General features: G+C 72.7%; 5 protein-coding genes. 3 read left to right on the top strand and 2 right to left on the bottom strand.

Annotated features, from left to right (window positions below; genetic code table 11):
• The first annotated feature begins 23 nt into the window (after window positions 1-23).
• Genes ACFWMR_RS05585 through ACFWMR_RS05575 form a run of 3 tightly spaced genes read left to right on the top strand, consistent with a single transcriptional unit; the run spans window position 24 to window position 4180 of the window.
• On the top strand, window positions 24-734 hold the full coding sequence (locus ACFWMR_RS05585; protein ID WP_378377256.1) for a thioesterase II family protein: 711 nt from the start codon (window positions 24-26) through the stop codon (window positions 732-734).
• 9 nt (window positions 735-743) lie between these two features.
• Window positions 744-1568 (top strand): SDR family oxidoreductase, encoded by an 825-nt coding sequence (locus ACFWMR_RS05580; RefSeq protein ID WP_378377254.1) that lies wholly within the window; start codon window positions 744-746, stop codon window positions 1566-1568.
• A gap of 32 nt (window positions 1569-1600) precedes the next feature.
• Window positions 1601-4180: an amino acid adenylation domain-containing protein gene (locus tag ACFWMR_RS05575; protein WP_378377252.1), complete on the top strand. Its 2580-nt coding sequence runs from the start codon at window positions 1601-1603 to the stop codon at window positions 4178-4180.
• A gap of 11 nt (window positions 4181-4191) precedes the next feature.
• Here the strand turns inward: ACFWMR_RS05575 and ACFWMR_RS05570 are convergent, their stop codons facing one another.
• Complete coding sequence (locus tag ACFWMR_RS05570) at window positions 4192-4857, bottom strand: response regulator (RefSeq protein WP_093939411.1); 666 nt, start codon at window positions 4855-4857, stop codon at window positions 4192-4194.
• The gene (locus ACFWMR_RS05565; RefSeq protein WP_378377250.1) at window positions 4854-5990 is read right to left on the bottom strand and encodes a sensor histidine kinase; all 1137 of its coding nucleotides are present in this window, start codon (window positions 5988-5990) and stop codon (window positions 4854-4856) included. The genes ACFWMR_RS05570 and ACFWMR_RS05565 overlap by 4 nt, the downstream gene beginning before the upstream one ends.
• Window positions 5991-6101: the final 111 nt, after the last annotated feature.

Here is a 6101-nt window from a genome sequence, read left to right as displayed (position 1 = left end):
GCGAAGGAAAGGAGAGAACGGACATGCGACGGACCTCCCTGGTGTGCGTCCCCTTCGCGGGGGCGGGCGCCTCGTTCTTCCACCCCTGGGCGGCACTGACGGACGGGGCCCCGCGGATCATCGCGCTGCAGCTGCCCGGACGGGAATGGCGGCTTTCCGAGGACCCGTACCGGAACGTCGCGGAAGCGGCGGCCGGGTTGCTTCCCGCCGTCACCGGCGAACTCGAGCCAGGGGAACGGATCGCGGTCTTCGGCCACAGCCTCGGCGCGGTGCTGGCCTACGAGCTGGCTCACCTGCTGGTCGCGCGGAGCGACGCCGAGGTGGTGCGGTTGTTCGTGAGCGGCTCGCCCGGCCCGTGGACGCGGCGGACCCGGCGCGCGACCAGCCTCCCCGACGAGGAGTTCCTGGCCAGGGTCAAGGAGTTCGCCAAGTACGACCACGAGGCGCTCGCCGACCCGGACATGCGGGAGCTGATCCTGCCGACCCTGCGCGCGGACGTCGAGATGCACGAGAACTACGTGCCCGTGACGGACCGGCCGTTGCCGCGGCCGATCACCGCCGTGCGCGGGACCGGGGACGACCTGGTGACGGCCGCACAGACGGCCGAATGGCTGCAGGCGACCAGCGCCGAGTTCGCGCAGGAGGAGATCGAGGGCGGGCACATGTACCTCGCCGAGGATCCCGGTTCCTTGCTGCGGCTGGTGAACGACGAACTCGCCCATCGAGAGTACTGAGGGGAAGCGATGCGACTCGACGGCAAGACCGCGATCGTCACCGGGGCCGCCCGCGGTCTCGGCCGGGCCTGCGCGGTCGCCTTCGCCCGTGAGGGCGCAGATCTCGTCCTGCTCGACGTCTGCGCGGATCTGCCCGGTGTGTCGTATCCGATGGGCAGCGCGAGCCAGCTCGCGCACACCGCCGACCTGTGCCGTGCGCGGGGCGCGGCCGTGCTGACCCGGCACGCCGACGTGCGTGACCTGGCCGCGCTGCGGCAGGTCGCCGACGACGCCCACGGCTGGAGCGGGCGGATCGACGTCCTGCTCAACAACGCCGGGATCGCCACGCCGTCCGGCACCCCCACCGACGAGATCACCGAAGACGAGTGGCAGCTCATGATCGACGTCGACCTCTCCGGTGCCTGGCGCGCCACGGCGGCGGTCGGCAAGATCATGACCGCCCAGCGGAGCGGCAGCATCATCAACGTCGCGTCGACGGCGGGGCTGGTCGGGTACCGCCATTTCGCGGGCTACGTCGCGGCGAAGCACGGCGTCATCGGGCTGACCAAGGCCTCGGCGCTCGACTTCGCCCCGGTGAAGGTCCGGGTCAACGCGCTCTGCCCGGGGTCCGTCCGGGACGACCCCGAGGTGGAGGGCCGGATGCTCGCGGAGATCGCGAGATCGCTGCGGGTGCCGGTCGGTGAGCACGAAGCGGCGTTCGTCCAGTCACAGCCCATGAACGCCCTGGTGGAGCCGGATGACGTCGCCGAAGCCGCCGTCTGGCTCGCCTCCGACGGATCCCGGCAGGTCACGGGATCCGTCGTCACCGTCGACGGCGGGTTCACCGCCCGCTGACCGCGCAGCCGCCGAACCGAGGGGAGAGGGATGTGGTCACGCCTTCGCAGTGGACCAGGAACGCCAAGCACTGTCACGCGCTGTGCCTCCGGCTCGACGGCCCTGTCGACGCCGGCCTGGTCGCCGAGCGCTTCGCGAGCATCGCCGGGCCTGGAGAGCTCTGGGCCGAGCGGGTCCCGTTCGGCGCCGAAGACCCGGCGAGCGCCCAGCGCCGCGCCCGCGAGCTGGCCAGGCCCGTCGATGCCCGGCGCGGGGCGCGGGGCGCGCTGATCGAGTACCCCGACGGCCGGGCGGATCTGGTGATCGTCGCGCACCGGGCCGCGTTCGACGGCCCGGCGCTGCGCCTGCTCGCCACCGCGGCGGCGGCGGGCGGACCGGGCCCCGAGCGGTCGTCAGCTCGCACGTCCGGGGCCGACCACGTACCGGCGTGGGGACTGGGTGACCGGGGGCTCGGCCACTACGAGCCCGCCGAGTTCCGGGTGTCCCTGCCGTCCGGCACCGACCGCGACCCGGAAGGGTGGAAGGCGGCGCTCGCCGCCGTCCTCGCGCGGTACGAGCCGGAGGAACGGCTCGCCGGTGCGGGGATACTGTTCGACCTCGACGGCTTTGATTCCGGTGACCCTGATTCTGGTGACACAGGGGAGTACGTGCCCTGTCTGGCACCGCCGTTCCCGCTGACCGTCACGGTCGGCCGCGCGGGCGGGCTGCGGTGCCACTACCGGCCGGGCGCGGTGAGCCTGCCGGTCGCCACCCGGTTCGTCCGGCATCTGGTCGAAGCCCACCGGACGGCGGGGAAGGACATCTTCGACGAGGCCGAGCGCGAACAGGTGCTGGCGCTCGGACGCCCGTCGCGCGCCCCGAGCACCACGCCGCGCCGCATCCCGGAGGTGTTCGCGGAGCGCGCCGCCGAGCGGCCCGACGCGATCGCACTGTCCGATGAGGACGGTCAGGTCCGCTACGGTGAGCTCGACCGGTGGTCCGCGCGGCTCGCCGACGGCCTGCGCGCCGCCGGGGTGAACCCGGGAGACCTGGTCGGTGTCTGTCTCGACCGGTCGGCGGAGCTGGTGGCAGTCCTGCTCGCCGTTCTCAAGGTGGGCGCCGCCTATGTGCCACTCGATCCGGCCTATCCGGCGGAGCGACTCGCGTACACCGTCGAAGACGCCCGGCTCGCCGTCGTGATCACCACGCACAACGGATTCCCCGTCTCCGGGGGACTTCGGGTACTGACGCCCAGGGATCTCACGGAATCGCACGGCGACGCCGAACCCTCCGCCGTCGGTGGAGCGGACGAAGCGGCGTACGTGATCTACACGTCGGGCTCCACCGGCAGGCCCAAAGGCGTGCTCGTCCCGCATTCCAACGTCGTCGCGCTGGTGGACGCCACCCGGGACGACTTCGCCCTCGGAGCCACCGACGTGTGGACGTTCTTCCACTCGGTCGCGTTCGACTTCTCGGTGTGGGAGATCTGGGGCTGCCTGCTCACGGGCGGGCATCTCGTCGTCGTCCCGTACTGGGTGTCGCGCTCGCCGGAGCAGCTGCGAGACCTGCTGGCCGAGCGCGGGGTCACCGTGCTGAGCCAGACCCCGTCGGCGTTCGCCCCGCTCACGGAGGTGGAGCGCGCGCGCCACGATCGGCTGCCGGTCCGGCTGGTGATCTTCGGGGGAGAGCCACTGCCGGTCAGGAGCCTGCTTCCGTGGCTGGACCGGTATCCCGAGACCCGATGCCGGCTGGTGAACATGTTCGGCATCACCGAGACCACCGTGCACGTCACCGCCGAGACCGTCACCCGGTGGCACGCGCTCGCCGGATCGAGGTCCGTCGGCAGGCCGGTCCCCGGGTGGCGGGTGTACGTGCTCGACGAGTCCGGGCGGCTCGCGCCGCCGGGAGTGGCGGGCGAGATCCACGTCGCCGGCGCCGGTGTCGCGCTCGGCTATCTGCGCCGTCCCGGCCTGACCGCCGAGCGTTTCCTGCCCGATCCGTTCGGCGGCGGGCGGATGTACCGCACCGGTGACCGGGGACGGCTGCGGCCGGACGGCGTGCTGGAGCACCTCGGCAGGCAGGACGACCAGGTCAAGCTGCGCGGGTTCCGCATCGAACCGGACGAGATCCGGTCGGTGCTGGCGGAGGGCACCGGGGTGGTCGCGGCCGCGGTCACGGTGCGCGGGGCGGACGCGGCCTCCAGGCGGCTCGACGCGTACGTGGTGCTCTCGGAGGGGACCACGGCGGCGGTGCGGGAGCGGATCTCCCGGATCCTGCCGGACCACATGGTGCCGGCGACCATCACCGTGCTGCCCGCGATTCCGATGACCGCCAACGGGAAAGTGGACCTCGCCGCGCTACCGGACCCCGTCGAGGCTGTGCCAGAGTCCGATGTGGACGATGAACCTCCGGCGGGAGTGGACGGCCTCGCCGGTGAGCTGCTCGCGGTGTGGCGGCAGGTGCTCGGGTTCGCCGTCGGCGCGTCCGACAGTTTTTGGGAGGTGGGCGGGAATTCCTTGCTGGCCATGCGGATCGCGGCGGCCATGCGCGAGCGCGGATTGCCGCCGCTGCATCCGCGCGCGCTCTACCTCAACCCTACGGTGCGCAAGCTCGCGGCCTCGTTGACATCGTGAGCCGGAACCCCTCAGGTGGGGCTCTGGACGATCCGGTTTTCCCAGGCCCACGCGGCGATCCCGACCCGGTTGCGCACCCCGAGCTTGGTCTGGATCCCGGCGACGTGGCTTTTGACCGTGCTCAGGGAGATGAACAGTTCGGCGGCGATCTCCCGGTTGGACAGGCCCCGGGCGATGGTCCGCACGACCTCCATCTCGCGCCCGGACAACGACGCCGTCCGCGCCGGGTCGGCCTGCGACACCTCGCCGGTTTCGTTCAGATGCTTGAGCAACCGGAGGGTGATCGACGGCGAGACGAGCGCTTCGCCGTTGTGCGCGGCCCGCACCGCCTCGATGAGCAGCGCCGGTCCGGCGTCCTTGAGGACGAAGCCGACGGCGCCGCCGCGCAGGGCCCCGTAGACGTACTCGTCGAGATCGAACGTGGTGACCACGACGATCCGGATCGGGTCGGGCACCCCGGGGCCCGCCAGCGTGCGGGTGACCTGGATGCCGTCGAGCTTGGGCATCCTGATGTCCACCAGGCAGACGTCCGGCCGCAGCCGCCTGGCCATCGTGATCGCTTCCGCGCCGTCCTCGGCCTCCCCGATGACCTCGATGTCGGACTGGTCCTCCAGGATCAGCCGCAGGCCCGCGCGGACCATCGCCTGGTCGTCGGCGAGCAGGATCTTGATCGTCATCGGGGCTCCCTGGTGGGGATGGGCAGAGTCGTCCGCACGGACCAGCCCGCGCCGGAGGCCCGCGGTCCGGCGGACAGTGTCCCACCGAGCGTTTCGACACGTTCGCGCATTCCGATCAGACCGTAGCCCCCGCGGTGACCGGGCCGGGCGGGGCTCGGCGAGGCGTCGTCGACGACTTCGACGGTGACGCCCTTGGCGTCGCGGTCGACGGTGACGTCGACCGAACGGGCGTGCGGCGCGTGCCGCAGCACGTTCGTCAGCGCCTCCTGGACGATCCGGTACACCGTGCTGGTCACCTCGGGCGGCCAGTCCGACGAGCCTTCGGGAGAGCTGAGCCGGACGTTCGCGTGCTGCTTGCCGAACCGCTGGACCAGCTCGTCCAGCCCCTCCGGTTCCGGCGCGGTCGGCGCCGTGTCGTCGGTGTCGCGCAACAACTCCACGACGCGGCGCATCGCGACCATGGCGTCGGAGCCCGCGGCCTCGATCTCGACCAGCGACGCCGAGACCTTTTCCGGATTCCGCCGCGCGACGACCTGCGCGGCCTGCGACTGGATCAGCATCCCGGTGAGGTGGTGGGCCACGATGTCGTGCAGTTCCCTGGCGAGTTCCAGCCGTTCGGCCCGGCGTACCCTGTCGGCGGCCGCCCGCGCCTTGCCGTCGTACAGCCGCAGCGCCAGGCCCGCGGCGACGCCGGCCAGCCAGGTCGCGGCAGCGATCGCGGGGACGGCCGACACCGGCCCGACGGCGAGCTGGACGACGATCATCAGCAGCCCGGCGCCCGCGATGGCGCCGGCCCGCACCGGCGCCAGTGCCCGGACCGCGGACCCGGTGAGCACCGCGAGGCCCAGTGCCATGGCGGGTCCCGGTTCGGCGGGGAGCCGGGTGATCGGCAGCAGGCCGATGAAGATCGTGAGCGCCGCGACGGCGAGCCCGGCGACCGCGGTCCAGGTCCGCTCGCGCCGGCGGGCCAAGGCGAGCCCGCACACCACGACGGCGGCGAGGGCGCCCGGAATCCAGGACGCGCCGCCCCAGCTCGACGCGAGCGCGAAGATCTGGATCGCGACGGCGGCGAGGAACAGAGCGCCGAGTCCGGCGTCGGAAGCGACCTTGGCCCAGCGATCCGGAGTGGTCACGACGGTCAGGTTACCGAATCGCCGCCCCCCGGCCATTGCCGGGGGGGGGGCGGGCGGGAAACCCCAACGGGCGGGCGGGGGGGGTGGGGGCCGGGCAGGCGGGCGCGCGGG

The sequence above is a fragment of the Amycolatopsis thailandensis genome (assembly GCF_042723255.1).
Taxonomy (GTDB): Bacteria; Actinomycetota; Actinomycetes; order Mycobacteriales; family Pseudonocardiaceae; genus Amycolatopsis; species Amycolatopsis thailandensis.
This window is presented reverse-complemented; position numbering and strand designations above follow the sequence as displayed.